The sequence below is a fragment of the Nocardia cyriacigeorgica NBRC 100375 genome (genome assembly GCF_000308555.1).
Lineage (GTDB): Bacteria > Actinomycetota > Actinomycetes > Mycobacteriales > Mycobacteriaceae > Nocardia > Nocardia cyriacigeorgica.
On record NZ_BAFY01000133.1, the window covers coordinates 1 to 21,112 of the forward strand.

Consider the following 21,112-nt stretch of genomic DNA (forward strand, 5'->3'; position numbering starts at 1 on the left):
GCCGCTGCCGACGGGCGAGCAAACCAACAGCACCCGGCCGTTGGCGGCCACCGCGAATTGATTCAGTTCATCGAGAAGTAACGGCCGCGGAATCGGTGTGAACGGCAATGCGGGTATCTCGGTGGGCCCGGCCGGCCGGACACGATGATGCGAATCGAGATCGTGCGAACCAGCCATCAGGCCTCCGATGCGTGACGGTTCGATACCCACTAGCTCAGGACCACTGCTTCGGCCGCAGTTTACCGGAACACTTCCCTTTCAAAATGCTTCGCGACGATCTCGATGTCGTATCGACCGCTGACCGTAGGAATGTGTTCACGCACGACGACGGGCCCACCATCGATCTTGCTGCGATGGTGGGCCCGTACCGGGTGGAGCTATAGGGTGACGATCGGGAAATGGGTGTCCGGCGTGTCGAGCTGCCCGGTCGAGGTGGACCGGACCGATTGGTCACCCTGGAACGCCACGCCCGCGTCCTTGCCGAGCAGCAGCTTCAGCTGAGGGCCTTGGTCTTCAGCTGGTCGAACTCCGCCTGCGAGATGGTGCCGTCCTCGAGCAGCTTGCGCGCATCGGCGATCTGCGCGGCCGGGCTGGTACCCGCTGTTTCCCGGATGTACTCCTGCTGCGCCGTCTGCGCTTCGCGGACGGCCGTCGCCTGCCGCTCGGCCATCCCCTTGCCGCGCACGATGAGATACACCAGGGAGGTCAGCAGCGGCAGCACGAACAGGAAGACGATCCATACCGCCTTCACCCATCCGGACGTCTCGCGGTCACGGAACAGGTCGCCGATGATGAAGAACAACAGCAGCAGGTACGCGATGAACGCGAAACTCACCAGCATCAGCCAAAGAACTTCCCACACCGACATGTCGAACCCCGATCGTCGTCGAACCCCGGCCGCCGTCGGCCGGAAGCGAATGATCCGAACGCTACGAGCGACACAGCGGTCTGCGACTCACCCGTCCCGGGTGAATTCCCGCGGTCACCCCGCCAGTTCGACGATGCCGCGCGCGGTGAACAGCGCACCGAATCCGAAGAGCACCGCCAACGACAGCAGACGGGTATTGCGGATCATCCAGACCTGCAAGGCATCCAGCCATCGCCTGGCACGCTCGCCGAAGATCAGGTAGACCCCGATCGGAATCAGGAAGTCCAGCGACGCCGCCACCAGCAAGAGGAGGGTCGCGAGCAACGCGATGCCTGCACTCGCGTGTGAGCTCGAGATCGTGGCCATACCCGACATCATCAGAAACATATTGGGGTTGATGACGGCCAGCGCGATACCGATCACGAACACCCGCTGTGGTCCGCTGGATTCCAATTCCCGCAACAACTTCGGCGGTTCGTCGGCGGTCGTGCGCCGGGCGGGACGGCGCAGCCACACCCAGACACCGGCGGCCAGGAAGAGCAGGCCGACCGCCAGGCCCGCACCGTGCGAGACGTCCTTCGATGTCGCCCCGGGATCGGAGGCTCCGCCGAGCAGTGCCGAGATCGCGATCAACGAGTACACGACGATGAACGCGGCGCCGAAAGCCAGCGCATTGCGGATCGGGCGCCGCGAATGCAGTAGCAGCACGCACCCGACGACCGCACCTGGCGTGACCACCAGCCCGCTCATCACCGGAATCAGCTGTATCAGCAGATCGCCCATTCCCGGCTCCTGTTCGCCGAACAACCGCGCAATCCCACGCTATCCAGCGTGAGCGGGCGGGCTCGTCATTCGATGCGGGTGAAATCGCTAGTCGGGTCGGCGGGACCGCAGCCTGGCTTCGGCGTAGGCCGCCAGCGTCGACTCCCCGACTGTCGGCGTCGCCGGGAAGAACTCGAGGCGCACCCCCTGCTTGTCGAGCAGTTCATCGGTCCAGAAATCGCGAACCCGTGGATCGACACCGCTCAGGTAGAGCGCTCCGCCGACCTCGTCGAGCCGGCGCACATAGTCGGCGACGACGGCGAGGAAGGTCGCGCTCACGCTCGTGCGGCCGCGCAATCGCAAAATGACGGTCGGTGACCGTGCGCCCTTCGGGTCGGGCAGCCGCGCCTGCAATGTGCGGGCTCCGGCGTAGAACAGGCTGCCGTACACGTCGAGAATCACGATCTCGTCGTCGACGAGGCGTCTGGGTGCCTGCGTCTCGACCAGGCGATCGCCCTCGGCACGCAGCCGCACCACCTTCAGGTCCATGGCCTCCCGGTTCAGCTGCAACACCAGCGACAAGGCCACTCCGATTCCCACCGCGGCGGTCACCGGTAGCAGCAGCGTGGCCAGGAAGGTGGTGACCAACGCGATCCGGGAGGTCGCCCCGCTGCTCCAGATCGCCGACAGCCGCACCGGATCCAGCGCACCGAAGGCCGCCATGATGAGCACCGCGGCCAGCGTCGGCATCGGCACCGCACCGACGAGCGGCGCGAACACCACCAGGATCGCGAGCATCCAGATGCCGGACCAGATCGCGCCCCACCGGGTGCGCGCCCCGGCGGTCGCGTTGAGCGCGGTCTGGCCGACCGAGCCGCCGACCGGCATCCCCCGGAACACCGCGGCGGCGATATTGCCGATACCTTGCGCGCGGAAGTCGCGGTTCGAATCAGAATGCGAACCATCGGGATTGGGCACCGACTGCGCGACGCCCGCTCCCTGCACGAGCACGATGATCGTGACCGCCGCGGCGCCGCCGATCAGGCCGGGCGACAAGACGCTGAGATCGGGAAGATGCGGCAGTGGAAACCCGGTCGGTATCGCGCCGACATCCGAGACCCGCGCCACCGAATCCCAGTCGAGGACGATGACCAGCAGCGTCGGTACCACCAGCGCCACCAGCGACCCGAACAGCCGCAACCTGGTGCGGCCGATCCCCACCAGCAGCACGAAGGCCGTCAGCCCGACCGTCAGCGAAGCGAGGTCGATCCGGCCCGGATGGGTCAGGACCTGGACGGCCTTCAGCACCGCGAGATCGGCGTCCGCGCTCACCCCGGTCATCTGGGCGAGTTGCCCGAAGACGATGTTCGCCGACACCCCGATCAGGAATCCGGTCATCACCGAATGCGAGACGAACCGCGTGTACCGGCCCAGGCGCAGCACCGCGGCCAGGATCATCACGATGCCCGCGATCAAGGTCAGCGTGGTCAGCGCCGCCGCCCGGTCCTCGGCCGCGACCTCGGTCAGCGCCGACCCCGCGGCCAGCGCCGACGCGCTCGTCGCGGTCACCACCATCAACCGGGTACTCGTGCCGAAACTGCCGAACAGCCGCCCCGCCATACTCCCGTACAGCCCGTGCACCGGACTCACCCCGGCCAGCGCCCCCGCCGCCATGCCGTCCGGCACACTGCCGATGGCACCGGACAACCCCGCGATCACATCCGCCTTCCGCATGCGTTCGCGTGGCAGCAGAGTCCGCAGCCGCTGCGGTAACCCCCGCACAGCTCAGCTGCTCCCGTAGGTCATATCCGGCTCCTCCCGAGTGATCCGTCCCCGACTGTCGCCGATGCGAGGCCCGCGCACATCACCCGGTAGGGGTGACCGGCCCACGGCAGCGCCGGCCACCTTTGGTTTCACCCGACGCGGGTGAGGCCCTCGGTCTCGGGCGATGCGATGCTGACCCGATCCGCGCCGCCGGCTCGGGCGCCGCGCACCCGGAACTGACACCTGCTGCCCGCCACTTCCGAGAGGAGCCGAGATGCGGACGCTGATACTGGGCGGGGACGGATTCTGTGGTTGGCCGAGCGCTCTGCACCTGTCGGCACATGGTCACCAGGTGACGATCTGCGACAGCTTGGTTCGCCGTCGCATCGATGACGAGCTCGGTGTGCGGTCGCTGACGCCGATCCGCTCGCTGCCCGAGCGGGTCCGGGCCTGGCAGGAGGCCACCGGCCGCCAGATCGCGACCGTGCAGCTCGATATTTCGCGTGACTACCACCAGTTGACCGAGTTCCTGGACGCCGAACGTCCCGACACCATCGTGCATTTCGCCGAACAGCGCGCCGCACCGTACTCGATGAAATCACCGGCCCACAAGCGCTACACCGTCGACAACAATCTCAACGCCACCCACAATGTGCTCGCCGCGATGGTGCAGGTGGGGTTGGACGCGCACCTGGTCCACCTCGGCACCATGGGTGTCTACGGGTACGAATCGGTTCCGGTGGATCTGCCGGAGGGGTATCTGACCGTCAGCTATCCCGACCGTCAGGGTATCCAGCACAGCCGCGACATCCTGTATCCCACCCAGCCGGGCAGCATCTACCACCTGACGAAATCATTGGATCAGTTGCTGTTCCAGTTCTACGCCCGCAATGACGGCGTGCGGATCACCGATCTGCACCAGGGCATCGTCTGGGGCACCCAGACCGACGAGACCGAGCTGGATCCGCGGCTGATCAACCGCTTCGACTACGACGGTGATTTCGGCACCGTGCTCAACCGGTTCCTGGTGGAAGCCGCGATCGGCTACCCGCTGACCGTCCACGGCACCGGTGGCCAGACGCGGGCCTTCATCAATATTCGCGACACCGTCCGGTGTATCCGGCTCGCGGCGGAATCCGGGGCGGAGGTCGACGGCCGGGTCCGGGTGATGAATCAGGTCACCGAAACCCACCGGATCTGCGATCTGGCCGAGCTGGTCGCGACGATCGTCGGCGCCACGGTGGACCGGGTCGCCAACCCCCGGGTCGAGGCCGAGGCGAACGAGTTGAGTGCCCGCAACGACCGGTTGCTCGGGCTGGGTCTGGAGCCGACCCGGTTGGCGACGGGCCTGCTACGCGAATCGGTCGATATCGCGCAGAAGTATGCCGATCGGGTGGATGTGAACCGCATTCCGTGCAGGTCGTATTGGAACGAGGAGCGCAGAGCCGGCGCCGAGGAGCAGGTGCATGGCTGACGACACTCCACCACCGCGTTCCGAGCAGTCCGAGCCGCCCGACTATTTTCCCGGCGAGCACGGCCGCCGGGTGCCGCGCTCGGCTTGGTGGGTGCTCGGACTGGCGGGTGCGCTACTGCTGGTGTTCGCCGTGGTCCGGCCGGTGTGGTTCGGCAGCTCAGGCGATGACGCCGACTTCGACGTCCCGGCCGAACGGCACTTCACCACGAGCCTGGCCGATCTCGGCCGCCCGGACGGCAGCTGGCTGACCAGCGACGCGCCGTCGACGAGTTTCCTGGTGACGCTGCCGGTCGATTCCACGCCCCGCCAGACGCGGTTTCGGCTGTCGGGAACCACTCAGGTCGCCGAGGACAGCACCGTATTCCTGATCGTCTCGTTCGACGGGCAGCAGGTCTACCAGCGCGAATTGCCCCGGGGTGAGAACGCCCTCGACGACCTGGTCGACATACCGGACCAGGCAGCGGCGGACGGGCGGGTCCGCGTGCAGGTGCGCACCCGCGGCAATCTGCATCACGAAACTTGCACCTCCGATCGCGCCGCCGGCATGGTGATCCATCTCGACCCCGGCACCGTGGTAGAGGCGGCCCTGGACGAACCGGTCCACACCGTGCGCGACATCGTCGCCACGTGGGGCCGCAGGCTTACCCTGGTGCCGATCGATCTGTCGGATCAATGGCGCACGATGGCCGCCGACCTCGGCCTCGCGCTCAGCCGCGTCGGTTACGAGATCACCTATCGCGATGAGGTGCCGGATTCGGACACATACAACGCGATCCTGATCGGTCCCGCGCAGCGGCTCGCCGATACCACCGACTGGGTAGCCGCCGAGAGCATGGGCACCGACGACGGCGTCGCCGTCGGCACCGTCGGCAAGAGCCCGGTGCTCGCGGTGGTGGAAGCCGATCCCACGGTGATCTCCCAGTTCTTGACCACGCCCGCGGTGGTGACCGCCGACCGCGGTGCGGCCGATCCGCGAGCGGTGGCCACCACCACGCTCACCGGCGACGCCGTCGGCCTCGACGCACTCGGCACGGACCTGTCCGAAGCCCAGATCACCGAAAGCCGCCGCTGGCGAGTGCGTTACGCGCTGGCGGATCTGCCCGGCGGCCGCCTACCCAGGGCGGTGCGCGTCGCCTTCCAGCTGCCCGCCTCTCCCCCGGATCTGACCTGGCTGCTCAACGTCGAGCTCAATGGCAGGCTGCTGGACAGCCGCCCGCTCGCGCACACCACCGAACCGGTGTCGATACCGCTGCCGCCGGACGCGCAATTGCTGGACAACAATCTCACGCTGAGCGTGCAACGCGACCGCGATCTGGGCGGTTGTGATGTGCGGGTGAGCAGCTATCCGATCCAGCTGCTCACCTCCTCGGCCCTCGAACTGGGCGACGACCCCGCAGCCGGCTTCACCGCGGTACCCCGCGACCTCGCCCCCGGATATGTGATCTACCTGCCCGCGGCCGATTCCAAGGACACCACGGACCTGCTCAACGCGGTGGTTCCGGTTCTCGCGCATTTCCTGCCGGCACCCCACCACCCACAGTGGCGCTGGAATACCGAACCGCAGCCCAGCGCCCCCTTCGTCCTGGTGGGTGAGAGTCCGGCGGTGAACACTCTGGTGCGCCTGCAGGACGGCCGGCTGATGGCGGGCGCTTCGGCCGCAGTGCTGGATGTGTCGGCCTTCGACACGGGCCTGGTGGTTCAGTGCGCGGATGTAGCGGGCGCGAAAGGCTTGGCCATCAGCTATTCCGGTGACACCGACGACGTCGCCCTACCCACCTTCGGGCGCGAATGCGTCCAGGTGATCACACCGGGCGGCAACGTCACGCTCGACGGCGGCGGCGCGCTCGCCCCGCCCGGCGCCGCGGGAACGGGCATCCCTGAGTGAACAGCGCACCATCCGCGGGCCCGGCGCCCACCGCCATCGCCGACTATTACCGCTCGGTGGACAGCGCACCGGCGGGCTATTCGGTGGACCGGCCGGCAAGTGCCAGCAACGGCTTCCTGATCAGCTTCACCGGCCTGACCGTCATCGCGATGTGCCTTCAGGCGGTGCTGCATCAGACCGACCTGGTCGAGCGCAACGACCTGGTGATTCTGGCCGGCGACCGCGGCAACGTGGCCATGCCGACGCGCATCTTCATCGTCGTGTTCTTCGTGACCTATGCGGCCTACGCCTACAGCAATCGGTGGCGGCGGCTGTTCCTCGGCGTGTCGCTGCTCGGCAAGTTCCTGGCCTCATGTGTGTTCTTCGATGTGCTCGCGTGGTTACTCGATGATCTCGGTCTGCTGCGGATCTCGGTGTTCGGGCAACAGGTGGCTTCGGCGCTGGTCGCGTTGGCGATCTTCCCGCACACGGTGTTGCGGCAGGCCCGGTTGCCCGAGCCGGTGCGGATGACGATCAGTCCACGCACACCGGCGATGGCCTACGTCAAGCTGTTCGTGCCGTTCACCCTCGCGCTGGCGCTCGCGGCGGTGTTCGAGCAGGCGTTTCTCGATGTGGTGCTGGATCTGCGGGATTGGGCGTTGCTCGGTGGTATGGGTCCGGGAGTCTTTCTCGCCCAGCAGATCTTCGCGACCGTGACGGCGCTGCTGGGTTGGCGGGCGATCACCCGATCACGGCGGGGCAGGTTCTCGCCTCCGGTCGCCGTGCTGGTGCCGGCCCACGACGAGGCACACGATATCGCCGCGACCATCGCCGCCGTCGACCGTGCCGCCGAAACCTATGCCGGGCGCATCCACCTCTACGTCGTCGACAACGCTTCCACCGACGACACCTTCGCCGTCGCCGAACGTGCGATCCGGCAGTGCACCGCGATCACCGGCGAGGTCCTCGAATGCGAAACCCCCGGTAAGGCGATCGCGTTGAACATGGGCGTCGAGCGCATCACCGAGGAGTTCATCGTCCGCATCGATGCCGACACGGTGATCGCGCCCGGTTGCCTGCAGACCGCCATGCGGCATTTCGCCGATCCACGGGTGGGTTCGGTCGGCGGGCTACCGCTGCCGGTGCAGCAGCAGACCTGGATCGACAAGGTCCGGCTGGTGGAGGTGTTCTTGCGCCACGGCTTCTTCCAGGTGTCGCTGGTCGGTTACCAGGGCGTGCTCGGCGTCCCCGGCATGTTCGCGATCTACCGCCGCAGCGTGTTGCGGAAGGTGGGCGGGATGGTCGAGGGGATGAACGGCGAAGACACCGATATCTGCCTGCGGATGGACGCGGCCGGCTACCACACCATCGCCGACCCGAAGGCCACCTACTACAGCGAGACCCCCGTCTCCTACGCCCACCTGCGCGAACAGCGGGTGCGCTGGTTCCGCAGCATCTATCACATCACCGGGCACAATCGCGCCATCCTGCTCGATCGCCGATCGATGACGGGCAGTTTCGTGCTGCCGTTCCAACTGGTCAACGCCGCCCGGCGGGCCATGCTCGCACCGCTGCTCGTCTTCGCGGTGGTGGTCGAGGTCGTGTTCCGCTCCACCTATGGCGAACTGCGGTGGCAGCCGATCGTCGCCACCGTGCTCGGCATGCAGATGATCATGGCGGCCATGGTGTGCCTGTATTGGCGGCCCGCCTCGGTGAAATACATTCCGGCCTATCTCGGCTTCCGCGTGCTGCGCAGCTACTTCACCCTCGGGGCAGCGCTGAGCCTGGTCTTCCCGCCACTGCATCCACGTCTGCCTGCCGACCGGCCGTGGACCCGCCGAGTCCGGCGATAACCGTCGACAGCGGGCAATACGCAGGTCAGGGCCACCCCACCAACCGGCTCGGACGCGCCACGCCGGTGCTTCCGGCCGGCGCGCTCGGCCCGGCCCGGACGCGACGGTGTGGACGCCGGCGCACCACCCGGATCGGCTCACACCGAATCACCGACTTTGTGTCGAACCCGTGGGCAGGGGGCCCGGGAATGTTGAACACTGGAGGTGTTCGGCCGGCGCGGCGAGAGGAATCGGGATGCGGCCCACGATCGCGGTCATCGGAAGTGGCTTCGGGGGGCTGGCCGCGGTGATCGAGTTGAAGAAACGGGGCTTCGACGACATCGTCGTGTTCGAGAAGGGCGACGATGTGGGCGGGGTCTGGCGGGAGAACACCTATCCGGGAGCGGCCTGCGATGTGCCGTCGCCGTTCTACTCGTTCTCCTTCGAACCGAATCCGCGCTGGCCGCACCGCTTTTCGCGGCAGCCGGCAATTCTGGACTATATGCGCCAGGTCGCCGACAAGTACGACGTGCGCCGCCACATCCGCTTCGGTATCGAGGTGCTCGGCGCGGCGTTCGACGACTCGACCCGCACGTGGACGGTGCGGTTGAGCACCGGCGAATCCGTCACCGCCGATGTGGTGGTGTCCGCGGTCGGTCAGCTGGCGCGGCCGTCGCTGCCGGAGATCGCCGGCCGGGAGCGGTTCGCGGGCGAGAGCTTCCATTCCGCGCAGTGGCGCCACGATATCGACCTCACCGGCAAGTTGGTCGCGGTGATCGGCACCGGCGCCAGCGCCATCCAGTTCGTCCCCCAGATCCAGCCGCTGGCCGAGCGGCTGACGGTGTTCCAGCGAACCGCGCCGTATATCGTCCCGCGCCCGGACCGCGAATTCTCGCCGCTGCACCACAAAGTCTTCGAGAAGGCGCCGGTGACCGAACTCGGCGAGCGGGTGACCTGGTACGGCGTGGTGGAGGGGCTCAGCGTGGCATGGGTGTACGCGAAACCGCTGGCCGCCGCGATCCGGGGCGTGTCGAAATGGCATATGCGCAGGCAGACCAAGGCCAAGCCGGGCCTGTTCGAGAAGGTGTGGCCGGACTATCCGGTGGGCTGCAAGCGGATCCTGTTCTCCGACGACTATCTGCCTGCGCTGACCCAGCCGAATGTCGAGCTGTGCACCGACCGCATCAGCGAGATCACCCCCTCGGGCGTGCGCACCGTCGACGGGGTCGAGCACGAGGCCGAGGTGATCATCTGGGGTACCGGCTTCACCGCCACCGAGTTCCTCGCCCCGATGACCATCACCGGCAGCGAGGGCCGCGAACTGCACGAGGAGTGGAAGGACGGCGCTCGCGCCTACTTCGGGATGACGGTGCCGGGGTTCCCGAATCTGTTCATCATGTACGGCCCGAATACCAATACCGGCGGCGGCTCGATCATCTATTTCCTCGAGGCGCAGGCGAAGTACCTGGGCGATTATGTGAGCCATATGAGCGGGGTCGGAGCCCCGCTGGCCATACGGCCCGAGGTCGAGCAGGCTTTCGACGAGCGGATCCAGGGCGAGCTGTCCGGCAGTGTGTGGAGCCGCTGTTCGTCCTGGTATCGCCAACCCGATGGACGCATCACCACCAACTGGCCGTTGCTCGGGTTCCAGTACAAGGCGCAGGCGAAATTCGATCCCGCCGATTACCAGATCGTGTCCTGACCCAGGGCCCGCTGTCAGATGGTTCCGGTGAGGATCGGCGCGACGGCCGCGCGCGCGAGTCGTTCCATCGCGACGGGATCGGTCAGGTCGACGGCGAAGCTCGGCGCCGCGAGGTAGCCGATCATCAAATGGATGAGCGCGTCGGCTTGGGCGTCGGGGTCGCGGACCGGGATCTTTCCCTCGGCCTGCGCCTTGGCGATATTGGCGCGAACGGCCTTGTAGCCCAGCGAGATCGGCGAGGGATCGCCGTGGCCGAGCGCCTGCAGCAGCTCGGCTCGGCGCACTTGGTCGGCATCCCGGAACAGAATGTGGTCGCCGAGGCGCAGGCCGGTGATGAAGCCGATGACCACCTGTTCGGTGGGGTCGGTGACGGTAGTGAAACGTTCGGCGAGGTCATCGAGGATGCGGCCCATATCCCGGGCCAGGGCGCGTTCGAAGAGCTGATCCTTGCTGGCGTAGCGACGGAACAGGGTGGTGCGGCCGACGCCGGATTCGGCGGCGATGTCGTCCATCGTGGCTTCGCGGGTGCCGCGCCGCGCGAGCACCCGCAGGGCGGCGTCGAGGACCTTGGCGTCGGTGTCGTCGCCGCCGGGTACCGCGCCGAGCACCTGGGTCATGGCGCGGCTGAGCAGGCTCGGCAGGGGCGCACCCGGTCTGGTCACGGCATCAATATTGACACGTGGAACTACTGAACATCTAATAGTTCCACGGAACTATTGACCATTCAGTAGTTCCATCAACAGCGAGGACAAGGTGGTGGCCGACGTGGGTGGTGTCCCCAGGATGCTGAAGCAAGCGCGCAACCAGCTGCGGGCGGTGCGTCAGCTCACCGAGGCCGTGGCCGGCAACCCGCGCATCCTGCGGGAACTCGCCGCCGGCGCGCTCGGCCGGGCCGACTCTGCGGCCGCCGCATCGATCGACACCGACCACGTGCCGCCCGCCGGTCTGGCGGAGTTCGGCAAACGCGCACACGCCGCCAAGCACCTCGATGCCCCCGCGGAAGCGGTCGCGGCCTACCTGACCGATCCCGCCCGATTCCCCGAATGGCTCACCATGCACGCCGCCTTCCGCGGTGAGACCCCGACCGGCGCATATGCCGGATTGGAGTTCGGCCAGCAGGTCAAGTTCATGGGGTTGCCCGCCGACATCGCGTGGACGGTCACCTCGGCCGAACCCACCGCGATCGCCTTGCGTGGTCGCGGGCCGATGGGGCTGACGCTCGGATTCTGGTTGACCGTGTACCCCGACGGCGACGGCTCGCTCGCCTGTTTCGACGCCGGGCTGTCCGGGCAGCCCGTCGAAGGGCCATTGGGCGCCTCCTTGGTGCGCACCCTGTCGGAGGCGCTGCGGGAGTCGCTGGACCGGGTGCCGGACCAGGTGGCCGCCGCCGGACCGCTGCCGGCTCGCCGCGTGGCACGAAAACCCGTCGTACACAAAGCCTCCGGACGCACGCTCCCACCGAACACGCCGGTCCTGGTCGGTGCGGGCCAGTTCGTCTCGCACACACCGGATACCGCCGCCGATCCGGCCACACTCGCCGCACGGGCCCTGCGCCTGGCCGCCACCGACGCCGCAGCGGACGAGAGCCTGCTCGCCGCCGCGGACGCGGTGTTCGCGGTGGCCAGCGCCTCCTGGCAGTACCGCGATATGGGTGCGCTGGTGGCGGCGGCCGTCGGCGCGCACGAGGCCGACACCGTGCAGTCGTCGCGATACGGCGGAGACGGCGGCCAGTTGCTGATCAACGAAGCCGCCCAGGCCATTTCCGAGGGCACCTACGAGATGGTGCTGGTGACCGGCGCCGAAGCCGGCGCCACCCTGGCCGCCGCGCAACGCGCAGGCACCGAGATCGCCTGGCCGGAGCAGGGCCCCGACGTGGCGCCGACGCGAACGGCGGGCATCGACCGCGAAGCGAACAATCCCGCCGAAATCGCCGCCGGACTGGGTGCGCCCATCTACATGTACGCACTCATGGAATCGGCCAACCGTCATCGCCTCGACCATGAACCCAAGCAGCATCTGCGCGCGATCGGCGAACTGTGGTCGCGACTGTCGGCGGTCGCCGCGCACAACCCGAATGCCTGGCTACCCCAGGAATTCACGGCCGACGAGCTGATCACCCCCACGGCCGACAACCGGATGGTGTCGGCGCCCTACACCAAATTGCTGTGCGCCAACCTTCAGGTGGATATGGCCTCGGGGCTGATCCTGTGCAGCGCCGCGGCCGCCGAGGCGGCCGGTATCCCGCAGGACAGCTGGGTGTTCGTGCATGCGGGGTCGTCGGCGCACGACGAGTGGTTCGTCTCCGAGCGCGCCGAACTGGCGGCGTCCCCGGCGATCCGCACCATCGGCGCCGCCGCGCTCGAACACGCAGGCATCGGGATCGATGACATCGGACCGGTGGACCTGTACTCCTGCTTCCCGGTGGCCGTGCAGATCGCGGCCCGCGAGCTCGGTCTGCCGGTCGATGATCCGGACCGCCCGCTGTCGGTGACCGGCGGGCTGACCTTCGGCGGCGGACCGGGCAACAACTACGGCACGCACGCGGTCGCCACCATGATCGAGCAGCTGCGCGCGGACCCCGAAACATTCGGGCTGAGCACCTCGCTCGGCTGGTATGTCACCAAACACGCGATCGGCATCTACTCGGCGACGCCGCCGCGACAGGCGTACACGCACCTGCGGCCGATCGTCGACCATCCACCTGCCCGCCCGGTCCGTCAGAGCTACGAAGGGCCGGCCGTGGTCGAGGCCTACACGCTGCCCTACGACAGGGACGGCCGCCCCGAAGCCGCCATCCTGAGCCTACTCACCCCTGAGGGGGCGCGAGTTCTGCTGCGTAGCAAGGAATCCGGGTTCCTCGATACGCTCACCGACACCGATGCCCTCGGACTCCCCGTCACCGTTCGCGGCGAGCAGATCACCATCGACGGCGACCGCCCGACCGAGCTGCCCGCCCCTCCCCCGCCTCCGGTGCTGGTACAGCGGCAGGGTCCGATCATGATCATCACCCTGAACCGGCCCGAAGTCCGCAATGCGGTCAACCACGCCATGGCCGTCGCGCTGGAGCGGGCGTGCGATGCGTTCGAGGCCGATCCCGCCCTCCGGGTCGCCGTGCTGACCGGCGCCGACGGCTATTTCAGTTCCGGCATGGACCTGAAAGCCATGGCCGGCGGCGAAGCACCGTTGACCGAAGGCCGCGGCCCCCTGGGACTCACCGGTAAGCCGCCGGGTAAACCGCTCATCGCCGCGGTCGAGGGTCCCGCGCTGGCCGGTGGCTGCGAGCTCGCGTTGGCCGCGGATCTCATCGTGGCGGCCAGTGACTCGCAGTTCGGCATCCCCGAACCCAAGCGGGGCCTGATCGCCGCGGCGGGCGGCGTGATGCGGTTGCGGGAGCGCCTGCCCCGCAATATCGCCATGGAACTCGCGCTCACCGGCGACCCCATGCCTGCCACCAAGCTGGCCGAATTCGGTCTGGTCAACGTGGTCGCCGAACCGGGTGGCGCGTTGACCGCCGCGCTCGCCCTCGCCGAGCGCATCGCGGTCAATGCGCCGTTGAGCGTGCTCGGCAGCAAACGGATCGTGGACGAAGCCGCGGACTGGACCGCCGGCGAAGCCTTCGACCGGCAATCCGACATCGCCTCGCCGGCCCTGTTCTCCGAAGACGCGGCCGAAGGTGTGCGTGCCTTCACCGAGAAGCGCGATCCGGTCTGGAAAGGCCGGTGACCGTTCAGGCCTCGAACAGCAGATAGAGCCCGGTGAAGGTGAAACCGACCATCACCAGCATGAGCGCGAGCTGCCCGGTCAGCCGGTGCCGCGGCGGGAGCAACCGCAGGCAGCGGTCGTGGGCGGCGGCCACGCCGAGGATGTGGCCGGTGAGCACGGCGAGCACCTTGATAGTGGCCAGCACCGAAGGGTGGCTGGACAGGATGTAATGCACGTCCAGGTCGGCCAGGCCCGCGATATTCCAGCCGCGCCCGAATGGGTCCGCGCACAGGATCAGCGTCGCTTGCCCTTTCTCTACCAGGAAGGTCAGGTAGTGGGCGATGATGTAGCCGGCCACGATCGGGGTCAGGCTGTGCGCGAGCCGAATCGGCAACCTCGCCCGCTGCGCGCGGGACAAGCCGCCGCTCGCGCGGGTCGCCAGCTCGAAGACCGCCCAGACCACCAGAATGAATACCAGCAGCCCGGCCGTGCGCAGCACCGTGGTGACCAGGGTGGAATCGCCGCCCACCTCGATGAGCAGATCGCGCCAGCCCGGGAACATCGAAAAGCTGTCGAACGCCGTCGATCCCAGCAGGGTCGCCGCGACGGCGACCGAACCGAGCAGCGCGGGAGTGCCCGCCAGATTGTTCAGCGGCCACCGCAGCACCGGCGCCGCGTCGGCACCACGCGCCAGCGGGCTCAGCCGGGCGAGCAGGCTGCTGTAGACCTCGAGCGGATCGGCGCGCTCGGCCCACACAGTGCCGAAAAGGATCAGCCCGGCGGAGCCGATCAGCAGGTATCCGGTGAACCAGATGGTCACCGCGAGTACCGAACCCGGTTCCGGTGACGCCAATTCCAGCCAGACGAAGCTGAACAGCAGTACCGCCGCGGGGCGATACCCCCACGACTCCGGGTACGGAATCAACCCTGTGCCGGGAGCTCGCCCGGTGATCCGGCACAGCAGCCGGTGCACCGCTCGTACCGGCGACACCACCTTCCATACCGGACCGAAGATCAGCGACGCCACCGGAACACCCACCCAGACGAAGATGTAGACGATGCCGGGCACCGGATTGTCGGCCGGATCCCGAGAACCGGCGAACCCCGCCGCGACCACGACAGCGGCACCGAGCACACCTGCCGCTGCGAGCACCGTCCGTGTCGACGGCGCATCCATCGCGGTACGCAGGAATCGGGGCAGCCGAACGCCCGGAGAATCCGGCTCCAGCCGCGGTTCCCGCCACGCGAAGGCCAGCACCGCGAACGAGAACGTCAATGCCCAGGCCGCCCCGATCAGCGCATACGACAACGGGATCGGCAGATCGGTCGCACCGGAGATCCCATGCGCGAGCAGTTCGGTCACGGGCGGACGTCCACCGTCGCCACTGTGCGATGCGATCCGTGCAATTCGATCTCGACCCGGCCGGGAACCTCGACGGTGAACGCGAACCGCTGCCCGGTTCCCGGCTGCACCGCGAACGTGTGTTCCGGGGTGGCGTGCACGTGCAGCTCCTCCTCGGTGTCACTGTCGACGACCAGTTCGATCGGCCGGCCCACCGTGGCGTCCAAGCGGGCGTTGACGGGCGTGACCGAGCCGTCGGCGATGCGCACCTCGATGACGAGGGCGTCCGCGGCGGCCGCATCGGTGGCCGAAGCGGCCGGTGGTGCGGACGTGCTGGTGGACTGGTCCTGTGTGGTCGAACAGGCCAGCAGGGTGGCGCCTGCCAGCAGCGTCAGCGCGCAGTACCGCCAGGTGCGGGTCATCGAGGCTCCTCATCGTCGGGCGGATGGTGCTGGGCCGGTGCGGCTTCCGGGTCGTTCTCACGCTTCTCGGCACGCCGGTCGCGTACCGCGATGAACACGATGATGCCGACCACCACGAACGCCGGGGCGAAGGCGGGGACCGCCAGCAGGACCGAGTGGTCGGCCAGCACGTCCACCCGGTCGACGGCCACGATCATCGGCCGCTCACCGGACTCGGCTGCGGCGCCGCCGCCAGGTAGCGGTCGTTGATCCGCGCGGCACCCCATGACAGGGCACCGATCAGGATGAGACTGCACAACAGCACCAGCAGCGAGGCGGCGCCGAACAGCCAGGCCGGATGATCGAAGGAGCGTTCCCGTTGCAGCACGGTGATCTCGGCGACGAAATCCCGGCTGAACTCCGGCGGCGCCGCCACCTCGGCCGCACCGATACCCGGGTCCTCGGGCATGAAGATCGGCAGCGCGGTCTGCATTCGCCCGTCCTGCACCCGCAGCACCGTCTTCCAGGTGCCGTACGCCGGAACGGGTGCGGTCGACTCGTAATGGCCTTCGCCCACGCGGCGCAGATGGTCGACGACGAGTCCGCGCCCCGGGCTGTCGGAGCCGACACCGCCCTGCCAGGCCAGGATCTGTACCCATTCGGGGTCCTCGCCGACCAGGTCGGAGGGGGTGAACCGGATATCGGCGGTCACCATGCGCCCGCCGTCGACCGGTTCGGCCTCGCGCAATGTCACCGTGGCCGTTGCCTTCTCGGGCACCTCGATGATCAATCCGTTCGCCGTGGCCGCCCCGACGATGACGACCGCGGCGATCACCAGCGCTCGCCGCACCGGCGGCCGCGGCAGCGGCTCACCCCCCAGCACCATCCCGAACAGCGCGCCGACCACACCGCCTGCCACGCCCGTCGGCACCGCCATCGCCAGCAGTTCCGGCCACATGGCCGCGGGCCACGGATCGACGAACATCGCCGACACCCACAGCGATTCCAGCCAGATGCCGACGGTCGCCACCGCGAAACCGGTCAGCGCACCCCACCACACCCGCCGCTGAACCAGTGGCAGCAAGGCCATCAGCTCCACCACGACCGCGGCACCGAGATACAGCGGGAAGACATTGCGCGGCGCATCGATGATCGGACCGCCGACGAGGAAGGCGATCACTCCGCGCACGACCGCGGCGAAGGCCACGACAACGAACGTGCTGAACGCGCCGAGGGTCACGCGGGCCGCGACCAGCGTCACCGTTGCCGCCGCCACGATCAGCATCGACTGCAGCACCAACCGGAATTGCTCGACGCCGAAATCGAATTCGACCTGGAACACCGACAACCCGATGATCAGGCCGCCGAAGGCGAACGCGCGCAGCAGCCAGTTCACCCGGTTGTCGGCACGTTCCGGGTCGGGCCGGTTGCGCGAACCCTCGAATTCCAGCAGCAGCACACCCACCAGGGACAACCCGGCGCCGCCGATCAGCATCAGATGCGTTGGCCCCCAGAGGGTGACGTCCTGTCCGAACAGCCGGTGCCAGATGTCATCGAGCGGAAATCCGATCAGTGCGTACAGTCCCGCACCGGCGATCAAGATGCCGCCGACGGGCGCGTACCAGGTGCGGGTGATGCGCACGGCCGCCACGCCGGGCTTCTCGTCCAGCGGCAGCACGATGGCCAGCATGCCCGCGGTGAACAGGAAGAACAGGCCGGCGAGGATGAAGTAGTGCGCCGGGTTGGCCAGCGGGCCTTCGTCGCGGCCGTTGCCGATATGCAGGCTGACATCCCAGATGAAGCCGAGCAGCGCGGTGAGGATGGTGGCCAGGAACATCACCACGGGCAGCGCCACCCAGCCGGGCCGGTTCACCAGGGCGCCGAGACGGTCGGCCAGATTGCCCAGCCAGCTGATGCGGCGAGTGCGATGCAGGTAGCCGACCCACAGCAGCACCAGGGCGATGACGCCCGCCGAGCCGGTCATGATGGCGACCTGGTCCAGCGCCGCCCCGCCACCTTCGGAGCCCTGTGCGAACAGCCCCCCTGCCACCACGTCGTGGATCGCGCCGGACACGAAGACCTCCCACTGCAATGAGTCAACACTCGTCTCATATGAATGTTACGGACAGTACTACATAATTTCGGACATCGGGACAGCTCCGTCATCATGCAGATGGCCGATGCTTTTCGACCACATCTGCTGCCATACCCGAAACGCATCGCCACACACGACGAGAACGTGGCCGACCCTTTCGGAGAACAACCGTTCACCGATCGACTGTGACACCGGTCTCACCTTGTATATCCGGAAAGGCACCGTACCCCGCCGATGGAGCAATCCGGCGGTTTCTCCGGCACGAAACCGGACATCCCGTCAGGGACAACCGACCCGACACCTCGAAGGAGGATCCATGGTCTCCCAGGACACGATCGCCCAGCTGCGCCAGGACATCACCACCGCCGAAGACGCCGGCGACACCTCGACCGCGAACAGGCTGCGAGTGGAGCTGGAGAAGGCGCTCAACGCCGATGCCGAAGAGGGCACGGACGCGCAATAGCGGCACCCCCACCCGCCCGATTTCGCAAGCAGCGGAACCGTTGCATACATACATACTGGCGTGTAGGTTTCTGCCTGTCCGGTAGGCAGTGCCGCCACCTTCGACGACGCCGGTTTCACCGGCCGCACGCCGGTGCGGGCACGGCCTCGCCGGGCAATCCCCGGCGGAGTCGAAAGGGAACGAGTTGGCACCGGACAGCGCCCCCATACGGGAAACCGTTCGCGACTACCACGCGATACCGACCCGGCAGTTGAGCTGCGACGGCGACGGCCCCACCGTGGTCTTGTTGCACGGCGTCTACGACCGGGCCGACACCTGGCTCCGAGTACTGGAATGCATGGCCAGGGGCGGCCGTCGCGCCGTCGCCGTCGACCTGCCACCGATCCACCTCCGCGCGGCCGGTGAGCCGATTCTGCCCGCCCTCGACGCGTTCGTCGCGGCCGTGGTCGGCGCACACGCCGGCGAAGACGGCGTCGTTCTCGCGGGAAACTCGATGGGCGCCGGGCTGACGTTGCGCGCGGCGCTCGACCCGTCGCTGCCGATCCGGGTGGGCGTGCCGATCGACATCCCCGGCTTCGGTTACCGTCCGCTTGTCCGCGTCACGTTCGGCCCGTACGGCCCGTCCGAGGCCCTGCTCGCGCGGATCCGCCTGCCCCGGGCCATGTTCGGCCTGCGACCGGCGCACAGCTATACCCGCAGGATGCTGCACTATCGCGGCCGGGCGAGCGACCCCGAGCACGTGCGATACTTCCTCGACCTGTTCGCCGCGGCGGACCCCCTCGGCGCCTTGGCCGCCGCCGGCCGCGCGTTGCTCGGCGAATTCGATGCCGGCTATCCGCCGGGCACCCCCGCGCCGCTGCTGTTCGTGCACGGCCGCGGCGACAAACTGATTCCGTTCACCGCCGCCTACCGCGCAGCCGCGACATACCCCGGTGCCACGGTCCGGATACTCGACACCTGCGGACACTGCCCGCAGTTGGACGAACCGCAACTGCTGGCCGACCTGATTCTCGACTTCGACGACACCGCCCACCGGCCACATCTGGACCGCGCCTTATGAAATCCCGCCTGCTGCGGCATCCCCCGCTCTGCGTGAACACCGGACCGCGCGCCGATCTCGGGCCGGCACGATCCGATCGCGACGCCGCAGCGGCTTGCCCGGCTGACCTCGCTCAGCCGGAAACGATGGGCACCAAGTACTTGCGCGCGAATTCGCGCAACTGATCGTCGGTGTCGAGCGGAACCGAACCCACGGGCTGCAGAATCAGCGAGTGCACGATCCGGCAGGCGATTTCCACCCTGGTGCTCAAGTCGGGCGAGTCGGTCAGTAGGCCACGCTCGACCGCCTGCCGGAGGGCCGCGACACCGGCGGCGGTCGACACCGTGAACGCGGCGCCGCCTTCGGTGGTGAGCTGCGGCAGCAGCCGATCCGGCTCCGCCGTCAGCATCCGCCGCACCAGCGGATGCTCGCGCCAGCGGGTGACGACGGTGACGAAGATGTCGGCGACGAGATCGGCCAGCGTGTCGTTGCGCGCCGCGACATCTTCCAATTCGGTGAGCACAGTGTTCACTTCGCGCAACGCTACCGCGCGCACGACATCGTCGCGGGAACCGATGCGCCGGTAGACGGTCACCCGATCCACGCCGGCCTTGCGGGCGATGTCCTCGATCGTCGTCTTCTTGATGCCGACGTCGGCGAACTGCACGAGGGCGGCCTCGAGGATCCGCGATTCGATCGAATCGAGGTCGTCCCTGCTGGTTGCCGCGGTGGTCACAGCTCCCAACGTAGCAACCCGGCACCGTTGTGCAACATTCCGCCGCGATTTGTTGCTGCAACATTGCAATGTGATTTGTTGCAATGTACGGTCGGCGCATGGCGGAGAACGACGCGACGAGGCGTCCGTACCAGGAGGAAGCGCACGCGATCCACGCCAGGGACGTGCACTTCGACTTCGAGTCGGTGCCCATGCACTACATCCCCGGCGAGGTCCTGGCCACCCACATCGTCAACGTGATGCATCTGGTGCTGCCCGAAGGCGAACGCGCGATGGCGATGGCCCTGGCCGAGGCGCTGCCCCATATCGACGACCCACGGCTGCGCGAGGAAGTGCAGGGCTTCGTCGGCCAGGAAACGATGCACGCGGGCAGCCACGAACGCGCCCGCAAACACCTGCAATCGCTCGGCCTGGACGCCGAGGGCTACGTGCACGCGGTGTCGTGGCTGGTCGATCGCGTGCTCGGCGATCACGGCCTGAACGGGCGGGCCAAACGCGCCTGGCTGCGCGAACGACTCGGATTGTTCGCGGGGATGGAGCATTTCACCGCGGTGATCGGCGAATGGCTGCTGGAGGCGCAGGTACTCGAGCAGAAGGGGATGCACCCGACGATGCTCGACCTGGTCCGCTGGCACGGCGCCGAGGAGGTCGAACACCGCAGTGTCGTCTTCGACGCCTATATGCACCTGGACGGCGGCTATGCCCGGCGGGCGCGCACCGCACTGCTGGCCACCGCGACCCTGCTGCCGCTGTTCATCGTGTCGACGGCGTACCTGTATCGCAAGGACCCCTCGCCCGACAAGGGCCGATTCTGGCCGCTGCAATTCCTCAGCGCGACCGCGCGCGGGGTGATTCCGAGCTGGACGGTGTTCTTCACCGAGATGCCCCGGTATCTGCGGCCGAGCTTTCACCCCTCACAGCTGGGTTCGATGGACAACGCGCTGCGGTACCTGGCTCATTCGCCCGCGGCCCGCGCGGTGGAGGCGCCCGACGGCGACGAGCACCTGGTGGCGTGGTGAAGGTGACCGACCGCCCCGCTGCCCCGGCGAGCCTTCGCGTGCTGGCCAC

The 21,112-nt window shown here is 68.0% G+C and carries 18 protein-coding genes; 8 read left to right on the forward strand and 10 right to left on the reverse strand.

All coding sequences use genetic code 11. The features are described from left to right. The 4 genes from RJ05_RS31920 to RJ05_RS13310 all read right to left on the reverse strand — a co-directional run. Window positions 1-210: hypothetical protein (locus RJ05_RS31920; RefSeq protein WP_036537395.1), on the reverse strand; the 210-nt coding region annotated here is incomplete at its 3' end. Between the two features lie 283 nt (window positions 211-493). Next, a complete protein-coding gene (locus tag RJ05_RS13300) occupies window positions 494-868 on the reverse strand; it encodes a PLD nuclease N-terminal domain-containing protein (RefSeq protein ID WP_036537396.1) in 375 nt (124 codons plus the stop codon). 114 nt (window positions 869-982) lie between these two features. Beyond that, on the reverse strand, window positions 983-1,651 hold the full coding sequence (locus RJ05_RS13305) for a GAP family protein (RefSeq protein ID WP_036537397.1): 669 nt from the start codon (window positions 1,649-1,651) through the stop codon (window positions 983-985). Between the two features lie 87 nt (window positions 1,652-1,738). Further along, window positions 1,739-3,364 carry a SulP family inorganic anion transporter gene (locus RJ05_RS13310; RefSeq protein ID WP_051016536.1) on the reverse strand — a complete coding sequence of 542 codons (1,626 nt, stop codon included), beginning with the start codon at window positions 3,362-3,364 and terminating at the stop codon, window positions 1,739-1,741. A 304-nt stretch (window positions 3,365-3,668) separates the two neighbouring features. Here RJ05_RS13310 and RJ05_RS13315 point away from each other — a divergent pair, with 304 nt between their 5' ends. The 4 genes from RJ05_RS13315 (at window position 3,669) to RJ05_RS13330 (ending at window position 10,266) form a co-directional block, all read left to right on the forward strand. Further along, window positions 3,669-4,868, forward strand: a complete 1,200-nt coding sequence (locus tag RJ05_RS13315; RefSeq protein WP_081597304.1) for an NAD-dependent epimerase/dehydratase family protein — start codon at window positions 3,669-3,671, stop codon at window positions 4,866-4,868. Beyond that, entirely contained in the window at window positions 4,861-6,753 is a 1,893-nt protein-coding gene (locus RJ05_RS13320) for a hypothetical protein (protein ID WP_036537399.1), read from the forward strand. Before RJ05_RS13315 ends, RJ05_RS13320 begins: the two co-directional genes overlap by 8 nt. Next, a complete protein-coding gene (locus tag RJ05_RS13325) occupies window positions 6,750-8,585 on the forward strand; it encodes a glycosyltransferase family 2 protein (RefSeq protein ID WP_036537400.1) in 1,836 nt (611 codons plus the stop codon). Before RJ05_RS13320 ends, RJ05_RS13325 begins: the two co-directional genes overlap by 4 nt. 235 nt (window positions 8,586-8,820) lie before the next feature. Continuing rightward, window positions 8,821-10,266, forward strand: a complete 1,446-nt coding sequence (locus RJ05_RS13330; protein ID WP_036537401.1) for a flavin-containing monooxygenase — start codon at window positions 8,821-8,823, stop codon at window positions 10,264-10,266. A 14-nt stretch (window positions 10,267-10,280) separates the two neighbouring features. Here the strand turns inward: RJ05_RS13330 and RJ05_RS13335 are convergent, their stop codons facing one another. Beyond that, a complete protein-coding gene (locus tag RJ05_RS13335; RefSeq protein ID WP_036537402.1) occupies window positions 10,281-10,928 on the reverse strand; it encodes a TetR/AcrR family transcriptional regulator in 648 nt (215 codons plus the stop codon). 121 nt (window positions 10,929-11,049) lie between these two features. Here RJ05_RS13335 and RJ05_RS13340 point away from each other — a divergent pair, with 121 nt between their 5' ends. Beyond that, on the forward strand, window positions 11,050-13,989 hold the full coding sequence (locus RJ05_RS13340) for a type II toxin-antitoxin system Rv0910 family toxin (RefSeq protein ID WP_036537418.1): 2,940 nt from the start codon (window positions 11,050-11,052) through the stop codon (window positions 13,987-13,989). A gap of 4 nt (window positions 13,990-13,993) precedes the next feature. Here the strand turns inward: RJ05_RS13340 and RJ05_RS13345 are convergent, their stop codons facing one another. From RJ05_RS13345 to RJ05_RS13360, 4 genes are read right to left on the reverse strand one after another with little or no spacing between them, the layout of a single operon-like run. Further along, the gene (locus tag RJ05_RS13345; RefSeq protein ID WP_036537403.1) at window positions 13,994-15,331 is read right to left on the reverse strand and encodes a membrane protein; all 1,338 of its coding nucleotides are present in this window, start codon (window positions 15,329-15,331) and stop codon (window positions 13,994-13,996) included. Next, window positions 15,328-15,732, reverse strand: coding sequence for a hypothetical protein (locus RJ05_RS13350; protein WP_036537404.1), 405 nt, complete (start codon window positions 15,730-15,732; stop codon window positions 15,328-15,330). Before RJ05_RS13350 ends, RJ05_RS13345 begins: the two co-directional genes overlap by 4 nt. Then, window positions 15,729-15,929 (reverse strand): hypothetical protein, encoded by a 201-nt coding sequence (locus RJ05_RS13355; protein ID WP_036537406.1) that lies wholly within the window; start codon window positions 15,927-15,929, stop codon window positions 15,729-15,731. Before RJ05_RS13355 ends, RJ05_RS13350 begins: the two co-directional genes overlap by 4 nt. Beyond that, on the reverse strand, window positions 15,926-17,695 hold the full coding sequence (locus tag RJ05_RS13360; protein WP_249040463.1) for an MFS transporter: 1,770 nt from the start codon (window positions 17,693-17,695) through the stop codon (window positions 15,926-15,928). Before RJ05_RS13360 ends, RJ05_RS13355 begins: the two co-directional genes overlap by 4 nt. 427 nt (window positions 17,696-18,122) lie before the next feature. Here RJ05_RS13360 and RJ05_RS30880 point away from each other — a divergent pair, with 427 nt between their 5' ends. After that, window positions 18,123-18,269: a hypothetical protein gene (locus RJ05_RS30880; RefSeq protein ID WP_156090822.1), complete on the forward strand. Its 147-nt coding sequence runs from the start codon at window positions 18,123-18,125 to the stop codon at window positions 18,267-18,269. 184 nt (window positions 18,270-18,453) lie between these two features. Further along, window positions 18,454-19,329: an alpha/beta fold hydrolase gene (locus RJ05_RS13365; protein WP_036537407.1), complete on the forward strand. Its 876-nt coding sequence runs from the start codon at window positions 18,454-18,456 to the stop codon at window positions 19,327-19,329. Window positions 19,330-19,441: 112 nt separating this feature from the next. Here the strand turns inward: RJ05_RS13365 and RJ05_RS13370 are convergent, their stop codons facing one another. Beyond that, window positions 19,442-20,044 (reverse strand): TetR/AcrR family transcriptional regulator, encoded by a 603-nt coding sequence (locus RJ05_RS13370; RefSeq protein ID WP_036537408.1) that lies wholly within the window; start codon window positions 20,042-20,044, stop codon window positions 19,442-19,444. A 98-nt stretch (window positions 20,045-20,142) separates the two neighbouring features. Here RJ05_RS13370 and RJ05_RS13375 point away from each other — a divergent pair, with 98 nt between their 5' ends. After that, window positions 20,143-21,063: a metal-dependent hydrolase gene (locus RJ05_RS13375; protein WP_036537409.1), complete on the forward strand. Its 921-nt coding sequence runs from the start codon at window positions 20,143-20,145 to the stop codon at window positions 21,061-21,063. The last annotated feature ends 49 nt before the right edge of the window (window positions 21,064-21,112 follow it).